Source organism: Pseudomonas sp. LjRoot71 (assembly GCF_964253255.1).
GTDB lineage: Bacteria > Pseudomonadota > Gammaproteobacteria > Pseudomonadales > Pseudomonadaceae > Aquipseudomonas.
Genome location: NZ_CAXURA020000001.1, coordinates 2785403 through 2808928, shown reverse-complemented (window position 1 = coordinate 2808928; position 23526 = coordinate 2785403). Strand labels below are relative to the sequence as shown.

16 protein-coding genes are annotated in these 23526 nt (G+C 62.2%); 10 read left to right on the top strand and 6 right to left on the bottom strand.

Going from position 1 to position 23526, the window contains the following annotated elements; genetic code table 11:
* Window position 1: 1 nt before the first annotated feature.
* From waaF to glnE, 3 genes are all read right to left on the bottom strand, one after another.
* Window positions 2–1036, bottom strand: coding sequence for a lipopolysaccharide heptosyltransferase II (waaF, locus tag ACSQ17_RS13240; RefSeq protein ID WP_436069178.1), 1035 nt, complete (start codon window positions 1034–1036; stop codon window positions 2–4).
* Window positions 1037–1147: 111 nt separating this feature from the next.
* Window positions 1148–2071, bottom strand: a complete 924-nt coding sequence (gene ilvE / locus ACSQ17_RS13235; protein ID WP_090249834.1) for a branched-chain-amino-acid transaminase — start codon at window positions 2069–2071, stop codon at window positions 1148–1150.
* Between the two features lie 87 nt (window positions 2072–2158).
* Window positions 2159–5104 (bottom strand): bifunctional [glutamate--ammonia ligase]-adenylyl-L-tyrosine phosphorylase/[glutamate--ammonia-ligase] adenylyltransferase, encoded by a 2946-nt coding sequence (gene glnE, locus ACSQ17_RS13230; RefSeq protein ID WP_436069177.1) that lies wholly within the window; start codon window positions 5102–5104, stop codon window positions 2159–2161.
* Window positions 5105–5370: 266 nt separating this feature from the next.
* On the opposite strand from glnE, the gene aceE reads away from it, so the two are divergent.
* Together aceE and aceF are read left to right on the top strand one after the other, a co-directional pair.
* Complete coding sequence (aceE, locus tag ACSQ17_RS13225) at window positions 5371–8016, top strand: pyruvate dehydrogenase (acetyl-transferring), homodimeric type (protein ID WP_436069176.1); 2646 nt, start codon at window positions 5371–5373, stop codon at window positions 8014–8016.
* 11 nt (window positions 8017–8027) lie between these two features.
* The gene (gene aceF / locus ACSQ17_RS13220; protein ID WP_436069175.1) at window positions 8028–9707 is read left to right on the top strand and encodes a dihydrolipoyllysine-residue acetyltransferase; all 1680 of its coding nucleotides are present in this window, start codon (window positions 8028–8030) and stop codon (window positions 9705–9707) included.
* A gap of 93 nt (window positions 9708–9800) precedes the next feature.
* On the opposite strand, the gene ACSQ17_RS13215 is transcribed toward aceF, so the two are convergent.
* Window positions 9801–10277, bottom strand: a complete 477-nt coding sequence (locus ACSQ17_RS13215) for a hypothetical protein (protein ID WP_436069174.1) — start codon at window positions 10275–10277, stop codon at window positions 9801–9803.
* 131 nt (window positions 10278–10408) lie between these two features.
* Between ACSQ17_RS13215 and ACSQ17_RS13210 the strand changes: the two genes are divergently transcribed.
* From ACSQ17_RS13210 to ACSQ17_RS13200, 3 genes are all read left to right on the top strand, one after another.
* On the top strand, window positions 10409–13048 hold the full coding sequence (locus ACSQ17_RS13210; RefSeq protein WP_436069173.1) for a putative bifunctional diguanylate cyclase/phosphodiesterase: 2640 nt from the start codon (window positions 10409–10411) through the stop codon (window positions 13046–13048).
* A 72-nt stretch (window positions 13049–13120) separates the two neighbouring features.
* Complete coding sequence (gene msrA, locus ACSQ17_RS13205) at window positions 13121–13768, top strand: peptide-methionine (S)-S-oxide reductase MsrA (RefSeq protein WP_436069172.1); 648 nt, start codon at window positions 13121–13123, stop codon at window positions 13766–13768.
* 21 nt (window positions 13769–13789) lie between these two features.
* Window positions 13790–13981 (top strand): putative motility protein, encoded by a 192-nt coding sequence (locus ACSQ17_RS13200; RefSeq protein ID WP_257776867.1) that lies wholly within the window; start codon window positions 13790–13792, stop codon window positions 13979–13981.
* Here the strand turns inward: ACSQ17_RS13200 and ACSQ17_RS13195 are convergent.
* Window positions 13978–15630, bottom strand: coding sequence for a phytoene desaturase family protein (locus tag ACSQ17_RS13195; RefSeq protein WP_436069171.1), 1653 nt, complete (start codon window positions 15628–15630; stop codon window positions 13978–13980). The genes ACSQ17_RS13200 and ACSQ17_RS13195 overlap by 4 nt on opposite strands.
* A gap of 126 nt (window positions 15631–15756) precedes the next feature.
* On the opposite strand from ACSQ17_RS13195, the gene ACSQ17_RS13190 reads away from it, so the two are divergent.
* Entirely contained in the window at window positions 15757–16311 is a 555-nt protein-coding gene (locus tag ACSQ17_RS13190; protein WP_436069170.1) for a PadR family transcriptional regulator, read from the top strand.
* A gap of 82 nt (window positions 16312–16393) precedes the next feature.
* Complete coding sequence (locus tag ACSQ17_RS13185; RefSeq protein WP_436069169.1) at window positions 16394–17647, top strand: HD-GYP domain-containing protein; 1254 nt, start codon at window positions 16394–16396, stop codon at window positions 17645–17647.
* Here the strand turns inward: ACSQ17_RS13185 and ACSQ17_RS13180 are convergent.
* Entirely contained in the window at window positions 17644–18492 is an 849-nt protein-coding gene (locus tag ACSQ17_RS13180) for a 23S rRNA (adenine(2030)-N(6))-methyltransferase RlmJ (RefSeq protein WP_436069168.1), read from the bottom strand. The genes ACSQ17_RS13185 and ACSQ17_RS13180 overlap by 4 nt on opposite strands.
* 101 nt (window positions 18493–18593) lie before the next feature.
* Between ACSQ17_RS13180 and ACSQ17_RS13175 the strand changes: the two genes are divergently transcribed.
* From ACSQ17_RS13175 to ACSQ17_RS13165, 3 genes are all read left to right on the top strand, one after another.
* Window positions 18594–19637 carry an NAD(P)H-dependent flavin oxidoreductase gene (locus tag ACSQ17_RS13175; RefSeq protein WP_436069167.1) on the top strand — a complete coding sequence of 348 codons (1044 nt, stop codon included), beginning with the start codon at window positions 18594–18596 and terminating at the stop codon, window positions 19635–19637.
* 171 nt (window positions 19638–19808) lie between these two features.
* Complete coding sequence (locus tag ACSQ17_RS13170) at window positions 19809–21611, top strand: acyl-CoA dehydrogenase (RefSeq protein ID WP_436069166.1); 1803 nt, start codon at window positions 19809–19811, stop codon at window positions 21609–21611.
* 135 nt (window positions 21612–21746) lie between these two features.
* On the top strand, window positions 21747–23492 hold the full coding sequence (locus tag ACSQ17_RS13165; protein ID WP_436070476.1) for a potassium/proton antiporter: 1746 nt from the start codon (window positions 21747–21749) through the stop codon (window positions 23490–23492).
* Window positions 23493–23526 lie beyond the last annotated feature (34 nt).

The window sequence follows — 23526 nt, the reverse complement described above, 5'->3', positions numbered from 1 at the left end:
GCTATTCAACCTCAACCGGGTCGCTGACCAGGCGATCCAGCGCCTCGATCACCGGGCGCGGCTTGAGCTGGCCCAGGCAGTTGTAATGACCGAAACGGCAGGTGCGGTCGAAGCATGGGCTGCATTCCAGGCCCAGGCGGACGATTTCCACCTGCTCGGCCAGCGGCGGGGTAAAGCCCGGCGAAGTCGAGCCGTAGACCGCCACCAACGGGCGGTTCAGCGCCGCGGCCACATGCATCAGGCCGGAGTCGTTGGACACCACAGCGCCGGCGCAGGACAGCAGATCAATGGCTTCAGCCAGGCTGGTTTCACCGGCCAGGTTCACCGCTTCCTCACGCAGGCCGGGAATCAGCCGGCTGCGAATATCTTCGCCAACCGGGTGATCGTTCTTCGAGCCGAAAATCCACACCTGCCAGCCGGCGCGTATTTTCAGCTCGGCGACCTTGGCGTAATGCTCGCTCGGCCAGCGCTTGGCTTCACCAAACTCAGCCCCCGGACACAACGCCAGCACCGGGCGGTCCAGGCTCAGGCCGAACGTGGCCAGAGCAGCATCGCGGCTCTGCGCGTCGATCTGCAAGGCGGGGCGTGGATAAGGTTGCGGCAGCGCGGCGCCGGGCTCGAAGGCCAGCACCATAAAGCGCTCGATCATCAACGGGTAGCGCTCTTTATCAAGCGTGCGGATATCGTTAAGCAGGCCGTAACGCAGCTCACCCTTCCAGCCGGTACGTTTCGGGATCCCGGCGAAAAACGGCACCAGCGCGGACTTCAGCGAGTTGGGCAGCAGAATCGCCTGATCGTACTGGCCGGCCAGGGACTTACCGATCGTACGCCGCGTGGCCAGCTCCAACACGCCGTGACCGAGCGGAAAACTCAGGGCCTGACGCACTTCGGGCATGCGTTCGAGAATCGGCCGGCTCCACTCGGGGGCCAGCACATCGATTGCGCAACCGGGGTGACGCTGTTGCAGGCACTGGAACAGCGTCTGCGCCATCACCATGTCACCCACCCAGCTGGGGCCAACGATCAGTATTTTCATGCCACATCCAGAAACGACCAAGGAGGCTTTCGCCTCCCGGACAGACTCAACGCTCGACTATCAGCCTAGCCTGCGGGCCGAATGCAGGAGCATCCAGCCCATGCGAAGCAGTTATTTAACCAGCGTACGCCATTCGGCATGGGCATCGGTTTTACCGGTGACCAGATCGAAATAAGCAGTTTGCAGCTTCTCGGTGATTGGGCCGCGACGACCTGCGCCGATCTGCCGGCCATCGACTTCACGAATCGGCGTGACTTCGGCGGCGGTGCCGGTGAAGAAGGCTTCGTCGGCGATATACACCTCATCGCGGGTGATGCGCTTCTCGACCACCTCAAGACCATGCTCGGCGGCCAGAGTCAGAATCGTGTTACGGGTGATGCCATTGAGGCAGGAGGTCACTTCCGGGGTGTAGATAACGCCATTCTTGACCAGGAAGATGTTCTCGCCCGAGCCTTCGGCAACGTAACCTTCAGGGTCCAGCAGCATGGCTTCGTCGGCGCCGCCGGAGATAGCTTCCTGCAGGGCCAGCATCGAGTTGATGTAGTTGCCGTTGGCCTTGGCGCGGGTCATCGAGATGTTGACGTGATGACGGGTGAAGGAGCTGGTACGCACCTTGATGCCCACCTGCAGGGCTTCATCGCCCATATAGGCGCCCCAGCTCCACGCGGCGACGATCACTTGGGTTTTCAGGCCGCTGGCGCGCAGGCCCATGGCTTCAGATCCGTAGAACACCATCGGGCGGATATAAGCGCTTTCCAGGTTGTTCTCACGCACGGCGGCGCGGGTGGCTTCGTTGATTTCGTCTTTGCTGAACGGAATCTTCATGCCCATGATGTGAGCCGAGTCGAACAGGCGGTCAGTGTGCGCTTGCAGGCGGAAAATCGCCGTGCCTTGCGGGGTGTTGTAGGCGCGCACGCCTTCGAACACGCCCATGCCGTAGTGCAGGGTATGGGTCAGCACGTGGGTGGTTGCGTTGCGCCACGGCACCAGCTCGCCGTCATACCAGATCACGCCATCACGATCGGCCATCGACATAGTTGCCTGCTCCTCAGATTCGATTGGTACAGCACTGACCGGCCACCCCAGGTGACCAGCCGCTTATTAAATTCAGCTCAGCCTGCTTCAGCTCAAGCCCAGCTCCTGCCAGATGCGCATCACCGTGCGCCGCTCATCGGCAAACTGCTCACCGCTGACCACCCCAGGCTGCTTTTGCAGGGCCTGACGGTGCGCCGCACTGCGGTAGGCCTTGTAGATATCCTGCAGCAGGCGGGCATCTTCGCCCGGTAACAGACCAACCCGCTCCAGCCCTTCCAGAATGCGAATATTGTCAGTGAACTCAAGCAATTCCGGGTACTGGCGCGACCAGGCCAGGGCCGCGTATTGCACCATAAATTCAATATCGACGATACCTCCGGCGTCCTGCTTGAGGTCGAACGGCGCCGTGGCCTCGAAGGCATTCGCCGCGGTACCGGCCGCCGTGGCCTTGCTGCCGAGGTTGTCGCGCATCTTCGCACGCATCTCGCTGACCTCGGCGCGCAGCGTGGCCAGGTCGCGTTCACGCCCCAACACACCGGCGCGCACTGCTTCGAAGGCCTTGCCAACCCGCGCACAACCCACCAGCACCCGCGCCCGCACCAGGGCCTGATGCTCCCAGGTCCAGGCCTCGCCCTGCTGGTAACGCTCGAAGGCGCCCAGCGAGCTGACCAGCAGCCCCGCAGCCCCCGACGGCCGCAGGCGCATGTCCACCTCGTAGAGCTGGCCGGAGTTGGTCTGTGTAGTCAGCAGGTGAATGATCCGCTGGCCCAGGCGATTGAAGAACTGCGCGCCGTCGATGGACTTTTCGCCATCGGTTTCTGCCTGCGGGTCACCATCGTGGATAAACACCAGGTCGAGGTCCGAACCATGACCCAGTTCGATGCCACCGACCTTGCCGTAGCCGACGATGACAAAATCCGGATCGCAGACGCTGCCGTCGGCGCGGCGTGGCGCGCCATAGCGGCTCACCGTATGGCGCCAGGCCAGGGCCAGCACCTGATCAAGAATCGCCTCAGCCAGCCAGGTCAGGTAGTCGCTGACCTTCATCAGCGGCAGGCTGCCGGCAATTTCAGAGGCGGCCACGCGCAGCCGGTGCGCCAGTTTGAAGTGACGCAGCGCCTCCATTTGCTGCTCCAGATCCTCCTCGGGAATGCGCATCAGCCGTTCGCGCAACTCAGCCGCCAGCTCAGGCGCCAACGGCGGCTTGAACAGTCGACCTTCGTTGAGCAGCTCATCGAGCAACAGCGGGAAGCGGGTGATCTGCTCGGCAATCCACGGGCTGGCCGCGCACAGGGTCAATAGACGCTGCAGGGCGCTGGGGTTTTCCGTCAACAGCACCAGATAGGCCGAGCGCCGCGCCACCGCTTCGACCAACGGCAGCACGCGCTCCAGCACCAGGTCCGGATTGGCATGCTCCACCGCCTGCGCCAGCAGCCGCGGGATAAAGGCATCCAGACGCTCACGGCCAAGGCGCTGCATGGCACGTACCTGATTACCATTGCTCAGCCCCGCCAGGCGCTGCCAGGCCGACTGCGGCTCGGCAAAGCCAGCCTCGGCCAGCTGCCGGCAGGCGGCCTCTTCGTCCTGCACGTCCTCCCAGAGCGGCAGCCACTCGCAACCCACCGCGTCCTCGACCGCCTCGCCCTCCTCTTCATCAGGGTCCGCAATCACCTGACGGAAATGCCAGTCAACCCGGCCACGCCAGTGCATCAACTGCTCGTGGAACGCCGACCAGCTGTCGAAGCCCATGATAAAAGCGACCCGCGCGCGGTCCTGATCGTTGTCCGGAAGCATCTGCGTCTGCCGGTCATCGATGGCCTGCAACGCGTGCTCGGCATACCGCAGAAAGGCGTAACCGTCGCGCAGCTCGTCGGTCACCGTCGACGGCAGGTAGCCCTGATCACGCAGGGTATTGAGCACGGCAAACAGCGAACGCTGCTGCAGGCTGAGGTCGCGCCCACCGTGGATCAATTGAAAGGCCTGAGCGATAAATTCCACCTCGCGGATGCCGCCAGCACCCAGCTTGATGTTCTCGGCCATGCCTTTGCGCCGCACTTCCTGCTGAATAAGCTGCTTCATCGCGCGCAGCGCTTCGATGGCGGAAAAATCCAGATAGCGCCGATAGACGAACGGCCGCAGCATTTCCAGCAGCTGCGCGCCAGCGACCTGATCACCGCCAACCACCCGCGCCTTGATCATCGCGTAGCGTTCCCAGTCGCGGCCCTGATCCTGGTAGTACTGCTCCAGCGCATTGAAACTGAACACCAGCGCACCGCTTGAACCGTAAGGCCGCAAACGCATGTCGGTGCGAAACACAAAGCCGTCAACGGTGATCGCATCCAGCGCCTTGATCAGCTTCTGCCCCAGGCGGATAAAGAATTCCTGATTATCCAGCGCCCGCTTTACCCCTTCGGTTTCGCCGCCTTCGGGATAACCGAAGATCAGGTCGATGTCCGAAGACAGGTTCAGCTCATGGGCCCCCAGCTTGCCCATGCCGAGGATGACCATGTGCTGCGCCTGACCGCTGCGTCGGCCGATCGGCGTACCGAACTGCGCACAATGACGGGGGTAGAGCCATTGATAGGCCTGGTCGATACAGGCATCGGCCAGGTCGGAGAGGTCACGGCAGGTTTCGATCAGATCAGCCTGGCGACTTATATCGCGCCAGATGATGCGCAACTGCTGACGGTTGCGGTAACGCCGCAACCGCCGGGCCAGCTCATCCTCATCAGCACACTCAGCCAAGGCCTGCGCCAATTGACCACGCAGCTCACCGGACGCCAGGCTGCGCTCCAGCTCACCAGAGGCGGCCAGATCCAGCAGCATCTGCGGATCACGCAGCCCCTGTTGCAGGACAAACTCACTGGCTGCCCCAACTCGCCGCAGGGCCTCGAGACGCTCTGCAGGCCACGCGGCAAAGGCCGTCGCCGCCTCGCTGGACAACCCCGCGAAGGCCTGTTGCAAGGACTGTTCAGCGCGTACTGCGAGGGGGGACAAGGCAGCCGGCAAAGAGGCCAGCACGGGCAGGCTCATGGTCTATCCTTTTAGCGGTCTGACCACGGCCCATCGGTTGATGGCAAACGCCCGCGCTAGAGGCGGTCGAATCGTGGACAGAAAAATAATTGTAGTTTTACTACCAAAGATTGTATCCAAGAGGCTGATTCCGGCATCAGAATGTAGTAAAACTACACACAGCCGGTCCTACCCCCGGTCAATCCAAGAATTCACGCGGCCACTCACGAAGTCGGCCACGAAACCTGGCTTCCGATTCTGGAAGCCTTTCCGCCCTGGAGCAAGCCATGCAAGACCTCGATCCCGTCGAAACCCAGGAATGGCTGGACGCCCTTGAGTCCGTCCTCGATAACGAGGGTGAAGACCGCGCACATTATCTGATGACCCGTATGGGCGAGCTGGCCACCCGCAGTGGTTCACAGCTGCCGTATGCAATCACCACGCCCTACCGCAACACCATCCCGCTGACCCACGAAGCACGCATGCCGGGCGACCTGTTTATGGAACGCCGCATTCGCTCGCTGGTGCGATGGAACGCCTTGGCCATGGTGATGCGTACCAACCTGAAAGATTCGGATCTGGGCGGCCACATCTCCAGCTTTGCGTCCTCGGCAACGCTGTATGACATCGGCTTCAACTACTTCTTCCAGGCCCCGACCGAAGAGCATGGCGGCGACCTGATCTTCTTCCAGGGCCATGCCTCGCCCGGCGTTTACGCCCGCGCCTTTATGGAAGGCCGCATCACTGAAGACCAGATGAACAACTTCCGCCAGGAAGTCGATGGCAAGGGGCTGTCGTCCTACCCGCACCCGTGGTTGATGCCGGACTTCTGGCAGTTCCCGACTGTGTCCATGGGCCTGGGCCCGATTCAGGCGATCTACCAGGCGCGTTTCATGAAGTACCTGGAAGCGCGCGGCTTCATCCCGGCCGGCAAGCAGAAGGTCTGGTGCTTTATGGGCGACGGCGAGTGCGACGAGCCGGAATCCCTCGGGGCGATTGCCCTGGCTGGCCGCGAGAAGCTGGACAACCTGATTTTCGTGATCAACTGCAACCTGCAACGCCTCGACGGCCCGGTACGTGGTAACGGCAAGATCATCCAGGAACTCGAAGGCGTGTTCCGTGGCGGTGGCTGGAACGTCAACAAGGTGGTCTGGGGCCGTTTCTGGGACCCACTGCTGGCCAAGGACGTCGACGGCATCCTGCAGCGCCGCATGGACGAAGTCATCGACGGCGAATACCAGAACTACAAGGCCAAGGACGGCGCGTTCGTCCGTGAGCACTTCTTCAACTCGCCGGAACTCAAGGCGATGGTGGCCGATCTGTCCGATGACGAGATCTGGAAGCTCAACCGCGGCGGTCACGACCCGTACAAGGTCTATGCGGCCTACCACCAGGCGGTCAACCACAAAGAGCAGCCGACCGTGATCCTGGCCAAGACCGTCAAGGGTTATGGCACCGGTGCCGGCGAAGCGAAAAACACCGCGCACAACACCAAAAAGGTCGACGTTGAAAGCCTCAAGCAGTTCCGCGACCGCTTCGACATCCCAGTCAAGGACGAGGAGCTGGAAAACCTGCCGTTCCTCAAGCCGGAAGAAGGCAGTGCCGAAGCCCGTTACCTGAGCGAGCGCCGCGCCGCACTCGGCGGTTTCGTGCCGCAACGCCGCGCCAAGAGCTTCAGCATCCCGACGCCGCCGCTGGAAACCCTCAAGGCGATCCTCGATGGCTCGGGCGACCGTGAAATTTCCACCACCATGGCCTTCGTGCGCATCCTCGCGCAGCTGGTCAAGGACAAGGATATCGGCCAGCGCATCGTCCCGATCATCCCGGACGAAGCCCGTACCTTCGGTATGGAAGGCATGTTCCGCCAGCTCGGCATCTACTCGTCGGTCGGCCAGCTCTACGAGCCAGTCGATAAAGACCAGGTGATGTTCTACCGCGAAGACAAGAAGGGTCAGATCCTCGAGGAAGGCATCAACGAAGCCGGCGCCATGTCGTCGTTCATCGCTGCCGGTACCTCCTACAGCTGCCACAACCAGCCGATGCTGCCGTTCTACATCTTCTACTCGATGTTCGGCTTCCAGCGCATTGGCGACCTGGCCTGGGCCGCTGGCGACAGCCGCACCCGTGGCTTTTTGATCGGCGGTACCGCCGGTCGTACCACGCTGAACGGCGAAGGCCTGCAACACGAGGACGGTCACAGCCACCTGATGGCGGCCACCATCCCCAACTGCCGCACCTATGATCCGACCTACGGCTACGAGCTGGCGGTGATCATTCAGGACGGCATGAAGAAGATGACCGAAGAGCAACAGGACGTTTTCTACTACATCACCGTGATGAACGAGTCCTACCAGCAACCGGCCATCCCGGCGGGTGCCGAGGAAGGCATCATCAAGGGCATGTACCTGCTCGAAGAGGACAAGAAGGAAGCCGCGCATCATGTGCAGCTCCTCGGTTCCGGCACCATCCTGCGTGAAGTGCGCGAAGCGGCGAAGATTCTGCGTGACGAGTTCAACGTTGCGGCAGACGTGTGGAGCGTCACCAGCTTCAACGAACTGCGCCGCGACGGCCTGGCCGTGGAACGCAGCAACCGCCTGCACCCGGGCCAGAAGCCCAAGCAGACCTACGTGGAAGAGTGCCTGAGCGGTCGCAAAGGCCCGGTCATCGCCTCCACCGACTACATGAAGCTGTTCGCCGAGCAGATTCGTCAGTGGGTACCGAGCAAGGAATTCAAAGTCCTGGGCACCGACGGCTTCGGCCGCAGCGACAGCCGCAAAAAGCTACGTGACTTCTTTGAAGTGGACCGCCACTGGGTGGTGCTGGCCGCCCTGGAAGCGCTCGCCGACCGTGGTGATATCGAACCTAAGGTGGTGGCCGAAGCCATCGTCAAGTTCGGCATCAACCCGGAAAAACTCAACCCACTGGACTGCTAAGGAGCGAAACGATGAGTGAATTGATTCGCGTACCCGACATCGGTGGTGGTGAGGGTGAAGTTATCGAACTGATGGTCAAGGTCGGTGATCGTATCGAAGCCGACCAAAGCGTGCTGACCCTGGAATCGGACAAAGCCAGCATGGAAATTCCCGCGCCGAAAGGCGGCGTGGTGAAAAGCCTGAAAGTGAAGCTGGGCGACCGCCTGAAAGAAGGCGACGAACTGTTTGAGCTGGAAGCCGAAGGCGCAGCCCAAGCAGCACCCGCGGTGCCTGCTGCTGCACCGGCAGAAGCACCTAAAGCAGCAGCACCTGCTCCAGCAGCAGCACCTGCTCCAGCTGCCGCACCTGCGCCAGCCGCACAGGCCAGCAGCAGTGTGCAGGACGTGCATGTGCCGGATATCGGCTCGGACGGCAAAGCCAAGGTCATCGAAATCCTGATCAAGGTCGGCGATACGGTCGAAGCCGATCAGTCGCTGATCACCCTGGAGTCGGACAAGGCCAGCATGGAAATCCCCTCGCCGGCTGCCGGCGTGGTGGAAAGCATCAGCGTCAAACTGGAAGATGAAGTCGGCACCGGTGATTTCATCCTCAAACTGAAAGTGGCCGGCTCCGCTCCAGCTGCCGCTGCCGCAGCGTCAGCACCGGCCGCTGCGCCCGCCAGCGACGTGCACAAGGTGCCAGAAGGCGCACACCCGGCAGTCGCCGCTGAAGTCAGCGCCATCGCCTCGCTGGCAGCCGCTGCCGCCAGCGTTACTGCCGCGCCCAAGCGTGACGGTGCAAAGGTGCATGCGGGCCCGGCAGTACGCCTGCTGGCGCGCGAGTTCGGTGTCGAGCTGTCTGCCGTGCCGGGCACTGGGCCGAAAGGCCGCATCCTCAAGGAAGACGTGCAAGCGTACGTCAAGGCGATGATGCAGAAGGCCAAAGACGCACCGGCCGCCGGTGCAACCGGTGGTGCTGGCATCCCGCCGATCCCGGTGGTGGACTTCAGCAAATTTGGCGAAATCGAAGAAGTGGCGATGACCCGCCTGATGCAGGTCGGTGCCAGCAACCTGCACCGCAGCTGGCTCAACGTGCCACACGTGACCCAGTTCGACTCGGCAGATATCACCGAGCTGGAAGCCTTCCGCGTCGCGCAGAAAGCCGTGGCGGAAAAGGCCGGGGTCAAACTTACCGTGCTGCCGCTGCTGCTCAAGGCCTGCGCCTTCCTGCTCAAGGAACTGCCGGACTTCAACAGCTCACTGGCGCCGAGCGGCAAAGCGATCATCCGCAAAAAATACGTGCACATCGGCTTTGCCGTAGACACCCCGGATGGCCTGCTGGTCCCGGTGATCAAGAACGTCGATCAAAAGAGCCTGCTGCAACTGGCTGCCGAAGCTGCCGCACTGGCGGAGAAAGCGCGCACCAAGAAGCTGTCGGCCGATGACATGCAGGGCGCCTGCTTCACCATCTCCAGCCTCGGCCATATTGGCGGCACCGGTTTTACGCCGATCGTCAACGCGCCGGAAGTGGCGATCCTCGGGGTCAGCAAGGCGACCATTCAGCCGGTCTGGGACGGTAAAGCCTTCCAGCCCAAGCTGATGTTGCCGCTGTCGCTGTCTTACGATCACCGGGTGATTAACGGTGCCGCTGCCGCGCGTTTCACCAAGCGCCTGGGTGATGTGCTGGCGGATATCCGCACCCTGCTGCTGTAACGCATCAACTTTCGAGCAGCCACGCTCGTATCCTCGACCCCGCCCCTTTCGGCGGGGTTTTTTTTGAGTGCGCGTTAGATGAACAACAGACGATCAGCCCTTCTGCAGATTGCGGATCAGAAAGCTCAGCGCCTTGGCCAGCTCGGCGGCACCCTTGTGGTCACGCACGATGGTCAGCAGCGGACTGCCGTCGTTGGGATTGTGCAGCACACAGCTGATACCGCTCGCTGGGCACTCGTAACGCACAAACGGGTCGGTACCGAATATGCCGATGCGGCGGTTACGCACGGCAAGGTCGGTGCCCTGCTGGCCACGGGTTTCCTCACGCAACAGCAACTCACCAGCCTCGCCCTGGCGCAGTTGATAGACAAGGTCCTGACGCTGTGACTGACTGACCTGATAGGCGGCGCGCAGGGCATAGGTTTTCAGCAGATCATTGCAGTGGGCAAACAGCGCCTGGCGCTCATCCTGGGTCAGGTAAAGGCGCTTGAGTTCCAGCAGGTAATTGCTCTGCTCGGCACTGCTCAAGCCGCCTTCGGGCTCTGCGGCAAACAGCGGAGCCGTGACCATACAGCTGCTCAGCAACACGGCGGTTATTAGTTTTCTTGTCAGTCGCAATTGCATGATGCACCCTTACTCGACGCGATAAATGAAGTGAGTCGATTGCCGCTTCAATCAGCATACTGGAAGCCAGCCACCGAATGAAAAGCCATCCCGATGCCGCAAGTCGTTTAGCGGCCGAGGTTGTGACGCAGTTGCCAGTGCCTTCGCGCCTCGGCCTGCTGCGTTTCGAGCGCTTGAATGAAGCCAGCTGGACCCTGCTGTACCTCGATTCAGGCTGTGAACAACAAATCGGCCTACCGGCCAACCAACTCTGCTCCTTACTCGACGCGCCCTATGCCAGCCTGATGGAACCCAGTGCGCGCTACGCGCTGCACGACGTCATTCAGCAACAGGTCTCCCAACAGCGCCATTACTGTGTGCAGTACCGCCTGCACAGCCCGCGCGGCAGCCTCAGCCTGATGGAGTTGGGCGAGAGCTTCAAACAGCATGGTCGTCAGTTACTGCGCGGCTATCTGCTGGTGCTGGACGAGCCGGAAACGGCTGCCCCTCAGGCGCCAGCGCTCTACCCGCGTACCCAGGCCGAACTGCAGGAACAGCACCAGCGCTCACAGGCCCAGCAGCAACTGATTGTGTCTCTCGCCCGCCGCCATTACAGCGACAGCAACCCACTGCGTGAAGCCGCCGAGCTGATCAGCAAAAGTGCCTGCGAACTGTATGGCGTCAACCGCGTGGGCATCTGGAACATCGATGGCCACATGCTGCATTCAGTCGCGCTGTACCAGAGTGACCTGGGCCGGCATGTCGAGCAGGGCGATATCGATGCCAGCGCCTACCCAGCCTACCTGCAGGCGCTGCACAGTGGCCGCTCGCTGGATGCGCATAACGCGCACCTCGACCCGCGCACCTGCGAACTGGCGAGCGGCTACCTGGAGCCCATGGGCATCACCTCCATGCTCGATGCCAGCATCCGCATCGAAGGCGATGTGGTGGGTGTGCTGTGCCTGGAACACACCGGTCTGCCGCGCACCTGGCAGGCCGACGAAATTGCCTTTGCCGGCGAGCTGGCTGACCAGTACGCGCAGGTGCTGACCAGCCAGCAGCGGCGCTCGGCGACCAGCGCCCGCTACCTGTTCCAACGCGCCGTCGAGCAAAGCTCCAGCGCGATCATCCTGCTCGACCGCGACGGTCAGGTGGAATACGTCAACCCCAGCTTTACCGCCATCACCCTGTACAGCTCCAGCGAAGTACAAGGCCGCCGCCTGTCCGAAATCCCCGCCCTGGAAAACCTCAGCGACCAGCTGTTCGACGCGCGCTCCAGCCTGGCCGAGCAGAACAGCTGGCAGGGTGAATTCAAGAGCCGGCGCAAGAACCTTGAGCCCTACTGGGGTCAGTTATCGCTGTCCAAGGTGCACGCCGACGACGGCAGCCTGACCCACTACATCGGCATCTACGAGGACATCACCGCCAGCAAGCAGGCACAGCAGCACATCGAACGCCTGGCCTTCCGGGACAACCTCACAGGGCTGGGCAACCGCTATGCGTTTATCCGCTCGCTGGAAAGCCACTTCAACGAACACCCAGGCAAACCGATCAGCCTGCTGCTGGTGGACATCGACAACTTCAAGCGGATCAACGACAGCCTCGGCCACCAGACCGGCGACAAACTGCTGGTCAGCCTGGCCCGCCGCCTGCGCAACACCCTGCCAGTCAGCAGCGTGCTGGCGCGCTTTGCCAGCAACGAATTTGCCGTGCTGCTGGAAACCAACCAGGCCGACAGCCAGATGATCGCGCAGAAGCTGCTGCAGACCCTGGACAAGCCCCTGTTCGTCGACAACCAACTGATCAGTGTCACCGGCTCCATCGGCCTGGGCTGCGCCCCTCTGCATGGCAATGACCCGCAGACCCTGATGAAACACACCGGCCTGGCGCTGCACAAAGCCAAGGCCAACGGCAAGAACCAGCTGCAGGTGTTTACCGATGCGCTGAATGCCGAAGCGCATTACAAGCTGTTCGTCGAAAGCAACCTGCGCCGTGCGCTGATGCAGAACGAGCTGGAAGTGTTCTACCAACCCAAGCTGTGCCTCAAAAGCGGTCAGTTACTGGGCATGGAAGCGCTGCTGCGCTGGAACCACCCGGAAAAGGGCATGATCAGCCCGGACAAGTTCATCAGCGTGGCGGAAGAAACCGGCCTGATCATCCCCATCGGCAAATGGGTCACCCGTCAGGCCTGCCGCATGAGCAAGCAGCTGATCGCAGTCGGCCATGCGCCCTTGCAGATGGCCATCAACCTGTCACCCAAGCAGTTCTCCGACCCGGACCTGGTGGGTGAGATCGCCGCCATCCTGCATGAGGAACAACTGCCTCCCTCGCTGCTGGAACTGGAGCTCACCGAAAGCCTGCTGCTGGAAGCCACTGGCGACACCCGCCAGCAACTCAGCCGCCTGAAAAGCCTGGGCCTGACCCTGGCCATGGATGACTTTGGCACCGGCTACTCGTCGCTCAGTTACCTGAAAAAATTCCCCATCGACGTGATCAAGATTGATCGCAGCTTTATCAAGGACATTCCCGAGAATCAGGACGACATGGAAATCACCTCGGCGGTGATCGCCATGGCCCACAACCTGAAGCTCAAGGTGGTGGCCGAGGGCATCGAAACCCTCGCCCAACTGACCTTCCTGCGCCGCCATCAATGCGATATCGGCCAGGGTTACCTGTTCGACAAACCGATTGCCGGACGCGACCTGCTGGACAAACTCAAGCGCTATCAGCGGCGCTGAACCCACACCGGCTGTAACAAGCCCGCCCGATAATTGTCTATGCCTTACCGCCTGCTGCCGAGGTAACACCCCATGGTTCTGCGCTCGCAAATACTTGCCCATAAACTCGAACTGCCCAGCGCTGAACAGGCCCTGCCCGGCCGTGCCACCGCGATGGCCGTCCCCAGCAGCCACTTCGTCAATGGCAACGCGTTGCAAGCGCCCTTCCCGGAAGGCCTTCAACAAGCGGTGTTTGCCCTGGGCTGTTTCTGGGGTGCCGAGCGACGTTTCTGGCAGCAGCCCGGAGTGTGGAGCACCGCTGTTGGTTATGCCGGCGGCCATACGCCCAACCCGACGTACGAGGAAACCTGCTCGGGGCTGACCGGCCACACCGAAGTGGTGCTGGTGGTGTTCGACCCGCAGCTCACCTCCTATGAAGCCCTGCTGAAAGTCTTCTGGGAAGCGCACAACCCGACCCAGGGCATGCGCCAGGGTAACGACATCGGCAGCCAGTACCGCTCGGCGATCTACTGCCATGACGCGGCGCAACTGGCCGCCGCCCAGGCCAGCCAGGCGCAGTTCCAGGCCGAGCTGGAAAAAGCCGGTTTTGGCCCGATCACCACCGAAGTGCGCGAAGCGCCGCCGTTCTACTACGCTGAGGCCTACCACCAGCAGTACCTGGCGAAGAACCCCGGCGGCTATTGCGGCCTGGGCGGTACCGGGGTCTGCCTGCCGGGTTGAGCATATGCTGAGGACGATTCCATGGAACTGAACATCAGCCAGGTTTCCACCCAGGCAGCGGCTCAGGCCTCTGCCCTGGCCTCACTGCTGTTGCTACGCAAAACCCTGGAACTGCAGACTGCCAACATCGGCGGCCTGGTGCAGGCCGCCACGCCAGCCAGCGTGCCGAGCAATCCACCGAACCTGGGTAATAGTGTCGACGTGGTGGTTTAGCCCGCTACATCCGCAGTCGCACTGACGTCGCTAGGCGCTTGTACCTTCCAGCTTTTCAACAGTTTGCCGACCTTGTAGCCGCGCCAGCCAAGCATGCGCGAGGCCGTCAGCACGCCGGCCATCAGTGCACCGCCCACTCCTGCAGTGACCGTATCGGCACCGGTCAGGTACAGCCCTTTGATCGGCGTCTGGGTGTGGATCCAGTGCTGCTCAAAGCGCTCGACCGTGTGATCAATGCCGTAGATCTCGCCCTGCTCGTTCCACTGGAACCACTCGGTGGACAGCGGCGTGCCCAGCTCGCAAAAGTCCAGCGCACCGCGCAATTGCGGCTGATGCTGGTAGAGGGTTGCCAGCAGTTGCGCCGTCAACTCGGCCTTGAAGGCGTCATAGTCAGCACCGCGCTTGCCCCAGGTGCTGCCCTTCCACTTGGCGAACCACTCGGGCTGCGTCGGTGCGACGATCTCAACCGTGGCCTTGTTCGGGTACTGCGCATCCCAGGCTGGGTCCTTGGCCGAGGGGAAGCTGATATAGATCAGCGGCATCGCCGGATTTTGCCCAGCCATAAAACTGCTGACGTTGTGGTCGTGATCATGGGTCGGGTAGACCCAGTAGTTGGTCTTCGGCAGCTTCAACTCGGCGGCGCTGCCCTTGAAGCCGGCGTAGAGACACAGTGTCGCGGCCGACAGCTTGACCTTGGGCAGCTGCTCCAGCAGGCCATGGTTACTGGCCACCTGATGGTCAAGCAGGCGGGTATAGGTCGGCACCAGGCCGGCGCAGCTGACGATCTGCGGAGCGCGGATCTCGAAGCCATCTTTCTGCATGCGCACGCCGACTGCACGACCGTGCTCCACCAGAATCTTGTCGACCCCGGCGTAAGTGAAGACATGGCCGCCGGCCGCCTCGATCACCGGGATAATGCTTTCGGAAATCTTCGTCGCACCACCCACCGGGTAATTGCCGCCGGTGATGTAGTGCTTGGCCACCATCGCATGCATGACAAACGCCGCTTCGGCAGGCGGCAGGCCGTAATCACCCCACTGCGCGGTGAGCACGCCGATCAGCTGCTGGTTGTCGGTCAGGCCTTCAAGCACTTCACGGGTGGTTTTGAAGAAGTAATCCGGAAGCCACAACCGGCGCAGCTTGCTGTAGAGCATGCCCACTGAGCGTGGCATTGCCTGACCGGCGAAAAATCTTAGAACCTTGGCACTGACCTCACTGAGCAGGTCGACATATCGATCAAGCACCGCGCCTTCTGCGGGAAAATGGCGCAGCATCTCGGCCTTGAACTCATCGCGCCCCGCCACGTAGTCGTAGGTCTGCTCGCCGATCACGATGCGGTCGTAATACGCATCCATCGGTGCCCACTGCAGTTGACCGTCACTGATCACATCAAACACCCGGCGAATGGTCGACCAGGGTTTATGCACCTCGCCGATGTAATGCACCCCCACATCCCACTCGTAGCCTTCACGTTCGTAGCTGTGGGTATAACCGCCGGCGGTGTAATGCTGCTCCAGCACGCACACACGCTTGCCAAGCTTGGCCAGCAGCGCGGCGGTGGTCAGGCCACCGATACCGGAACCAATGATGATGGCGTCGTAATCACCCTGAACCAGGCGCGGACGGAAGCGGGTACCGGTGCGTTTCATGGGATGCTCCTGCGTTATTCTTGTTATGCAATTTTTTGCATACTAGGCAGCGATTGGAGTCAACGCAACTTTTTGCATAATCCGTATACTGCGGCGCACCTCAATTGCAGCCGGTGAAACCCGCTTATGTCGCTCAAGCACGCCATCCTTATCCTCCTGGAAAGCGAACCTGGCAGCGGCTACGACCTGCTCAAGCGCTTCAAGGATGGCCTCGGCTACTTCTGGAACGCCAAACATCAGCAGGTTTATCTGGAGCTGAAAAAGCTCAGTGAAGCCGGCTGGCTTGAGTTCGAGGCGCAGGCTCAGGACACCCGCCCGGACAAAAAGAACTACCGCCTCACACCTGCCGGCCATGCCGAACTGCTGCGCTGGCTGGGCGAGCCGGTGCAGCCGAACAAGATCAACGATGCATTGCTGGTCAAACTCTATGCCGGCGCGCATACCTCGCCGGATAACCTGCGCGAAGAAATGCAGCGGCATGTCGCCATACACCGCAAGACCCTGGACAGCCTGCTGAATATTGAGCGCGAGTACCTGGCTCTGCCCGACGAGCAACGCAAAGCCCTGCGCCTGCCCTACCTGACCCTGCGCCGCGGCATCCTTGGCGAGCAGTCCTGGCTGGTCTGGGCCGATGAGGTCGAGCACGTCCTACAAGACAGCAGTGAAGCACCCCGTAATTAGTGCAGAAACGCCTGGCGCCTGCTGTCAGGCGGTAGGCAAAGCGCTAGACTGCCAGCCATTAGCCATCATTGCCGACACCCGCATGCCTGCCAGCGCTCCTGCCTATATCGAACCCGATCAACTGTGTATCGGCCTGTATATCCAGCTCGAACTGGCCTGGTGGGAGCACAACTTTGCCTTCAGCAATTTCAAGATCAAGGATGAAGGGCAGATCAAGGCCTTGCGCGCCCTCGGCCTGGAGCGCCTGCGCTACGATCCGGCGCGCAGCGACTGCCCGCCCCTGGAGCGCGTGACCGAAAGCGCACCCGCGCCCATCGAGCCGGTCACGCCCAATCCTGAGGACGTCGCTCGCCAGCAACGCGCCGCCAAGCTCGGCGCACTGCGCAAACGCCTGGCTGAGGTGGACCGCAAATTCGTTCAAGCCAGCCAGCAGGTCAAAGCACTCAACCAGACCCTGCGCAGCCGCCCGGAAGACGCCAGCAAACAGGCCGGAGAGATTGTCGGCGCAATGGTCGAGGCCCTGCTCGGTGGCAGCGGCGCGGTGTTGCACAGCATCAACAGCAAGGCGGCCGAGGACAGCTATTTCCACTCACTGAACGTCACTGTGCTGAGCCTACTGCTCGGTCGCCAGCTCGGCCTGGACAGCGAGGATTGCCACATCCTCGGCATGGGCGCGCTGCTGCACGATATCGGCAAGCTCGACATCCCCAGCAAGGTGTTGCTCAAGCCCGAACCGCTGACCCGGCCGGAACAGCAACTGCTGCAACTGCACTGCGAATTCGGCCTGCGCACGGGCCACAAGCTGATGCTCGACGACGAGGTGCTGCGCATCATCAACGAGCACCACGAATACTGCGACGGCAGCGGCTACCCGCGTCAGCTGCGTGAAGCCGCCATCGGCCGCCTGAGCCGCCTGGTGTGCATCACCAACCAGTTCGACAACCTGTGCAACCCGCTCAACCCACGCGATGGCCTCAGTCCGCACGAAGCCCTGGCGCTGATGTTCAAGCAATACAATGCGCGCTTCGATGCGGTGGCGCTGAAGGCCTTTATCCGCTGCATGGGCATCTACCCGCCCGGCAGCCTGGTGCAACTGGACGACCAGCGCTACGGCCTGATCCTCGGCATGAACCCGAGCCAGCCGCTGAAACCGACGCTGATTGTCTACGACGCCGCCGTGCCCAAGCACGAGGCGCTGATCCTCGACCTGGAACAGGAGCCACGCCTGGGCATCGCCACCAGCCTGCGCCCGTCCCAGCTACCGCGCGAGGCCCTGGAGTACCTCAACCCGCGTCAGCAGCTGACGTATTTCGTCGAACCGAGCAGCAGCCGCTAGCCGCCGCTGTTTTCCTCGATCAGCCAATCCAGCCGCCAGCCGCCCTGGCTTTGCCCAAGCAAGTCGGCGAGCCATGGCAGGATCTGCTTGAGTTCGTCTTCCAGGCCCCATGGCGGGTTGCTGATCACCAGGCCGGAGCCGTTCAGCCGCGCGGCTTCGTCGGTGGGGTGCACATAAAGCTCCACGCGCAGCAGTTTCGGCGCTTTGCTTTTTTGCAGGTCGCGGTAGAAGCGGCTGAGCTGGCGCAGGTCCTTGATCGGGTACCAGATCGCCACTACCGCCTGGCGCATGCGGCTGATGGCTTCGCTCAGCGATTGGGCGCAGCGCTCCATCTCATCGACCTGCTCGAACGGTGGGTCAATCAGCAGCAGCGCGCGCTTTTCGCGGGTCGGTAGCAAGGCGCGCGGGACATACCAGCCTTCGCCCAGGTGCACGGCCACGCGGCGGTCACCGTGCATGTTTTCCTTGAGCAGACGGCCGTCTTCCGGGTGTTTCTCGTTCAGGTGCAGGCGGTCCTGCTCGCGGGTCAGTAGGCGCGCCAGTTCGGGTGAACCAGGGTAATGACGCAGCTCGCCATCCGGGTTCATCGCGCGGATCACTTCCAGATAATCCAGCAGCGGGTCCGGCACGTCGCTGGCCTGCCACAGCCGGGCGATGCCTTCCAGCCACTCACCGGTGCGGCTGGCCTGGTCGCCATGCAGGTCATACAAACCGATGCCGGCATGGCTGTCGAGGTAGGCAAACGGCGCTTCCTTGCGGGACAGCAGGGCAATCAGACGACTGAGGACATAGTGTTTCAGCACATCGGCATGGTTGCCGGCATGGAAAGCGTGGCGGTAGTTCATGTGGGCGGGCTCCTGTGGCCGGGCAGTTTACCAGTTTGCCAGGCGCCTGATGGATCAGTACGGTGACGGCTGTTTCGTCTCGTCTGGCCAGGAGAAGCGCCATGTCACTGCAAGATCTATTGGGCACCCAACTGCCGCTGATCCAGGCGCCAATGGCCGGCGTACAGCTGCACAGCTTGGCCGCTGCCGTATCGAATGCCGGTGCACTCGGTTCGCTGCCCTGCGCCATGCTCGACGCGGCTGGCTTGCGCAAGGAGCTGCTGGCACTGCGCGAGCACACCCGCAAACCGTATAACCTGAACTTCTTCTGCCACACCCCGCCAGCCGTCGATGCTGCTCGCGAAGCGGCCTGGCGCGATGCGCTAAGCCCTTACTATGCCGAGTTCGGGATTGATCCCGCGACCATCGCCAGTGGCCCTGGCCGCCTGCCGTTCAGTGCCGAGATGGCTGATCTGCTTGATGAATTCAAACCTGCCGTGGTGAGCTTTCACTTCGGCCTGCCCTCAGCCGAGTTGTTGGCACGGGTCAAGGCCTGTGGAGCCAAGGTGCTCAGCTCGGCGACTACGGTGGCAGAAGCGCTGTGGCTCGAAGCCAACGGTGCGGACGCGATCATCGCCCAGGGCCTGGAAGCCGGCGGCCATCGCGGCATGTTCCTCTGCGATGAGCTGAGCAGCCAGCTCGGCACCTTCGCCCTGCTGCCGCAGGTCGTCCAGGCGGTGCGCTTGCCAGTGATTGCTGCCGGCGGCATTGCCGATGCGCAAGGCGTTCGCGCGGCCATGGCCCTGGGTGCGGCTGGGGTGCAGATCGGCACCGCCTACCTGTGCTGTGATGAAGCCAGCACCAGCGCCATTCACCGCGCGGCCCTGCGCAGCCCTGCCGCACAGCACACGGCGCTGACCAACCTGTTTAGCGGCCGCCCGGCGCGTGGCATCGTCAACCGCGTGATGCGCGAGCTGGGCCCGATCAGCCCGCATGCGCCGGCCTTCCCACTGGCGACGGCGGCCATCGCACCTTTGCGCAGCAAGGTAGAAAGCCTGGGCAGCGGTGATTTCTCGCCGCTTTGGGCCGGGCAGAATGTCAGCGGCTGCAAATCCATCAGCGCGGCGGAACTGACCCGCGAGCTGGCTCAGGGCTTTATCCAATAGACACAAGCGCTGCCTTGCAAACCGTAGGGTGGATGACGTTTCCCTCCATCCACCCTACCTGAGTGCCAGCCCGTGGCTTTGCTCGCTGAGCCTCTATCACGCTTATTAATAATGCTGGGAGCGGCGTACGCGGCTGCTTAGACTCGTTGCATCGCAACCGGAGGTACACCCATGTCCGAGTCCCTGCTCAGTTCCCGCAACCTGGCCTTCGAGCTATACGAAGTGCTGGACGCCGAAGGCCTGACCCAGCGTGAACGTTTCGCCGACCACAACCGCGAAACCTTCGACGCCGCTATCGGCACCGCACGCGGTATCGCCGAGGAGCTATTCGCCCCACATAACCGCAAGAACGACGAGCACGAGCCACAGTACGTGGACGGTGCCGCGGTGCTTATCCCGGAAGTCGAGCCGGCCCTGCGCGCCTTCCACGACGCCGGTTTCCTTAATGCCACACGCGACTTCGAACATGGCGGCATGCAGTTGCCCAACCTGCTGTCGCAAGCCTGCTTCGCCCACTTCCAGTCGGCCAACATCGCCACCAGTTCCTACTCGATGCTGACCATGGGCGTGGCCAACCTGATCGAAGCCTTCGGCAATGACGAGCAGAAAAGCAAATACCTGCAGCCGATCATCGACGGTCGCTTCTTCGGCACCATGGCCCTGACCGAACCGCACGCCGGCTCTTCACTGTCGGATATCCGCACCAAGGCCGAGCCGCACGCCGACGGCAGCTACCGGATCAAGGGCAACAAGATCTTCATCTCCGGCGGCGACCAGCCGATCTCGGAGAACATCGTGCACATGGTGCTGGCCAAGCTGCCGGACGCGCCAGCCGGGGTGAAAGGCATCAGCCTGTTTATCGTGCCGAAATTCCTGGTGAATGAAGATGGCTCACTGGGCAAGCGCAATGACGCCCTGCTGGCCGGTCTGTTCCACAAGATGGGCTGGCGCGGCACCACCTCCACCGCGCTGAACTTCGGCGATAACGACGACTGCGTTGGCTATCTGGTGGGCAAGCCGCACCACGGCCTGAGCTACATGTTCCAGATGATGAACGAGGCGCGCATCGGCGTCGGCATGGGCGCCATCATGCTCGGCTACGCCGGCTACCTGTACTCGCTGGACTACGCACGCAACCGTCCGCAAGGCCGCCACGCCGATGGCAAGGATCCAAGCAGCCCGCAGATTTCCATCGTCGAGCACGCCGATGTGCGGCGCATGCTGCTGACCCAGAAGGCCTATGTGGAAGGCGCTTTCGACCTCGGCCTGTATGCCGCGCGTCTGTTCGATGACACCCAGACTCTGGAGACCGAGGAGCAGCGCAAGACCGCCCTGGAACTGCTCGACCTGCTCACCCCGATCGTCAAATCCTGGCCGTCGGAGTTCTGCCTCAAGGCCAACGAGCTGGCCATCCAGATTCTCGGCGGCCACGGCTACACCCGCGAATACCCGGTTGAACAGTATTACCGCGACAACCGCCTCAACCCGATTCACGAAGGCACCCACGGCATCCAGTCGCTCGACCTGCTCGGCCGCAAGGTGTCGATGAACGGCGGCGCAGCGCTCAAGCAGTTGCTCAAGCTGATCCACGGCACCTGCCAGCGCGCCGAAGCCCATGCTTCGCTGACCGCCCTGCGCCAGCCGCTGGAGCAACTGCTGGCACGTCTGCAAAGCGTGACACTGGCGCTGCTGGGTGATCTGATAAGCGGCAAGGTCAATGAAGGCCTGGCCAACTCGGCGCTGTACCTCAAGGTGTTCGGCCATACCGTGATCGGCTGGCGCTGGCTGGAGCAGGCGATTCGCGCTGAAGAAGGTTTGGCTAAAGGCAATGCCGGTGATGTCGACTTCTACCAGGGCAAGCTGCAGGCCGCGCGCTACTTCCTGACCTGGGAGGTGCCGAGCTGCCACCACGACCTGTCCATCCTCGAAGCCCGCGACGACACCTGCCTGGGCATGCAGGACGCCTGGTTCTAACGCGCACAGCATGCTGTTACAAGACGCCCGGCCCATGCCGGGCGTTTTTTTGACAGAAAGCCAAGGCAGCAGGTTAGAATCCCTGGCACGCGCCATGCATGGCGCCCGTCAACGACCCTCCGGGAGTACATGATTTTGGATGCCAGCACCATCAACAACCTGTTTTTGATTGGTGCGCTACTGGTCGCGATAAGCATCATGGTCAGCTCCCTGTCGACCCGAGTCGGCATCCCGATCCTGGTGATTTTCCTCGCGGTTGGCATGCTCGCCGGCGTCGACGGCATTGGCGGCATCGTCTTCAACGACTACTCGCTGGCTTACCTGGTCAGTAACCTGGCGCTCGCCGTGATTCTTCTCGACGGCGGCATGCGCACCCGCGCCTCGACCTTCCGTGTGGCGTTGTGGCCGTCCATGTCGCTGGCCACCGTGGGCGTGGCTATCACAGCCGGCCTGACCGGCGTGGCCGCGGCTTGGCTGTTCAACCTGAGCCTGATCGAAGGCCTGCTGATCGGTGCCATCGTTGGCTCCACCGACGCCGCAGTGGTGTTCAACCTGCTCAATGGCAAAGGCCTCAACGAGCGCGTCGGCCCCACGCTGGAAATCGAATCGGGCAGCAACGACCCGATGGCGATGTTCTTGACCGTCACCCTGATCGCCATGATCGCCGCCGGCGAGAACAGCTTCAGCTGGGGCATCCTCAGCAGCCTGGTACAGCAATTCGGCATCGGCATTGCCCTGGGCCTGGCTGGTGGCTGGCTACTGTTGCAGTTGATCAACCGCCTGTCAGTGGCCGACGGCCTGTACCCGCTGCTCGCCGTCAGCGGCGGCATCATGATTTTCGCCCTGTCGGGCGCCATTGGCGGCAGTGGCATCCTCGCGGTCTATGTTTGCGGCCTACTGCTGGGCAATCAGCCAATCCGCAACCGCCATGGCATCCTGCACATGTTCGACGGGCTGGCCTGGCTGAGCCAGATTGGCATGTTTCTGGTACTCGGCCTGCTGCTCACACCGAGCAACCTGCTACCCATCGCCGTACCGGCCTTGCTGCTCTCGCTGTGGATGATCCTGTTTGCCCGACCACTGTCGGTGTTTATCGGTCTGCTGCCGTTCAAGGGCTTCAACCTGCGCGAGCGGGTGTTCATCTCCTGGATCGGCCTGCGCGGCGCGGTGCCGGTGATTCTCGCGGTGTTCCCACTGATGGCCGGGCTGGAAAATGCCCAGCTGTTCTTCAATGTGGCGTTCTTTATCGTGCTTGTATCCTTGCTGCTACAGGGCACCACCCTCGGCTGGGCAGCACGCAAGGCGCGAGTGGAGGTACCACCCGTACCGTCGCCGATCTCGCGGGCCGGGCTGGAGATTCATCCAACCAGCCAGTGGGAGTTGTTCGTCTATCGCCTCGGCGCAGACAAATGGTGCATCGGCGCGCCCCTGAAAGCCCTGAACATGCCCGAAGGCACGCGGATCGCTGCATTGTTTCGTGGCCATGAACTGCTGCACCCGTCCGGCAGTACCACCCTGGAAGCCAGTGACATCCTCTGCGTGATCGGCCATGAACACGACCTGCCAGCACTCGGCAAACTGTTTAGCGAGGCCCCCAAACGCGCCCAGGACCTGCGTTTCTTCGGTGATTTCGTCCTCGAAGGTGACGCGGAGCTGGCCGCCGTGGCCGCGCTCTATGGCCTGAAACTCGACGATGCCGACGGCGAGCAACCGTTGGGTCGCTTTATCGCCCATGAGATTGGTGGCGAGCCGGTCACTGGCGACCAGGTGCAGTGGCAAGGCCTGACCTGGACCGTGGCGACCATGGAAGGGAACAAGATCCGCAAAGTCGGCGTCAAATTCCCCGAAGGCAGCCGACCGGGCCCGGCACTCTTTCTCTGACGAGGAAGCTGAAACAGCGGTCAGCGTTTATCCG